Annotated in this window: 1 pseudogene; it reads right to left on the bottom strand. The window is 67.5% G+C overall.

The annotated features are described in order from the left end of the window. Positions 1 to 381 (bottom strand): annotated as a pseudogene (locus DJ69_RS08735) (ABC transporter substrate-binding protein); the annotation flags it as partial.

Below are 381 nucleotides of genomic sequence, written 5' to 3'. Positions count from 1 at the left end.
ACGTACACGCTGGATCCGGACGACGGCCCGACCTACGAGATCATCGTGGAGGACACCGGATTCAGCCCCGACACGGCCCAGAGCGTCGCGACGGACCTCGTCGTCGACGAGGTCCGTCGCGACGCTCTGGGCCGTGTCGGGGCTGAATCCGGTGTCCTCCACGATGATCTCGTAGGTCGGGCCGTCGTCCGGATCCAGCGTGTACGTGCCCGGCGTGAGCTCCTCCACCGGGTCGACGCCGTGTTTGTACGCCAGCCCGGAGTAGAACCCCATCAGACTGATCTGACCGTAGTACTTGAGGTCGCCCGACGTAGGCTGGACCGCGCCGATCCGGACCGTCTCCTCGGAGACACCGCCCCCGCCGCCTCCGTCGTTCCCGTC

This window comes from Halorubrum persicum, from assembly GCF_002727125.1.
In the GTDB taxonomy this organism is placed as follows: Archaea; Halobacteriota; Halobacteria; order Halobacteriales; family Haloferacaceae; genus Halorubrum; species Halorubrum persicum.
The sequence above is the reverse complement of the archived record's forward strand: the minus strand, read 5'-3'. Positions and strand labels throughout refer to the sequence as shown.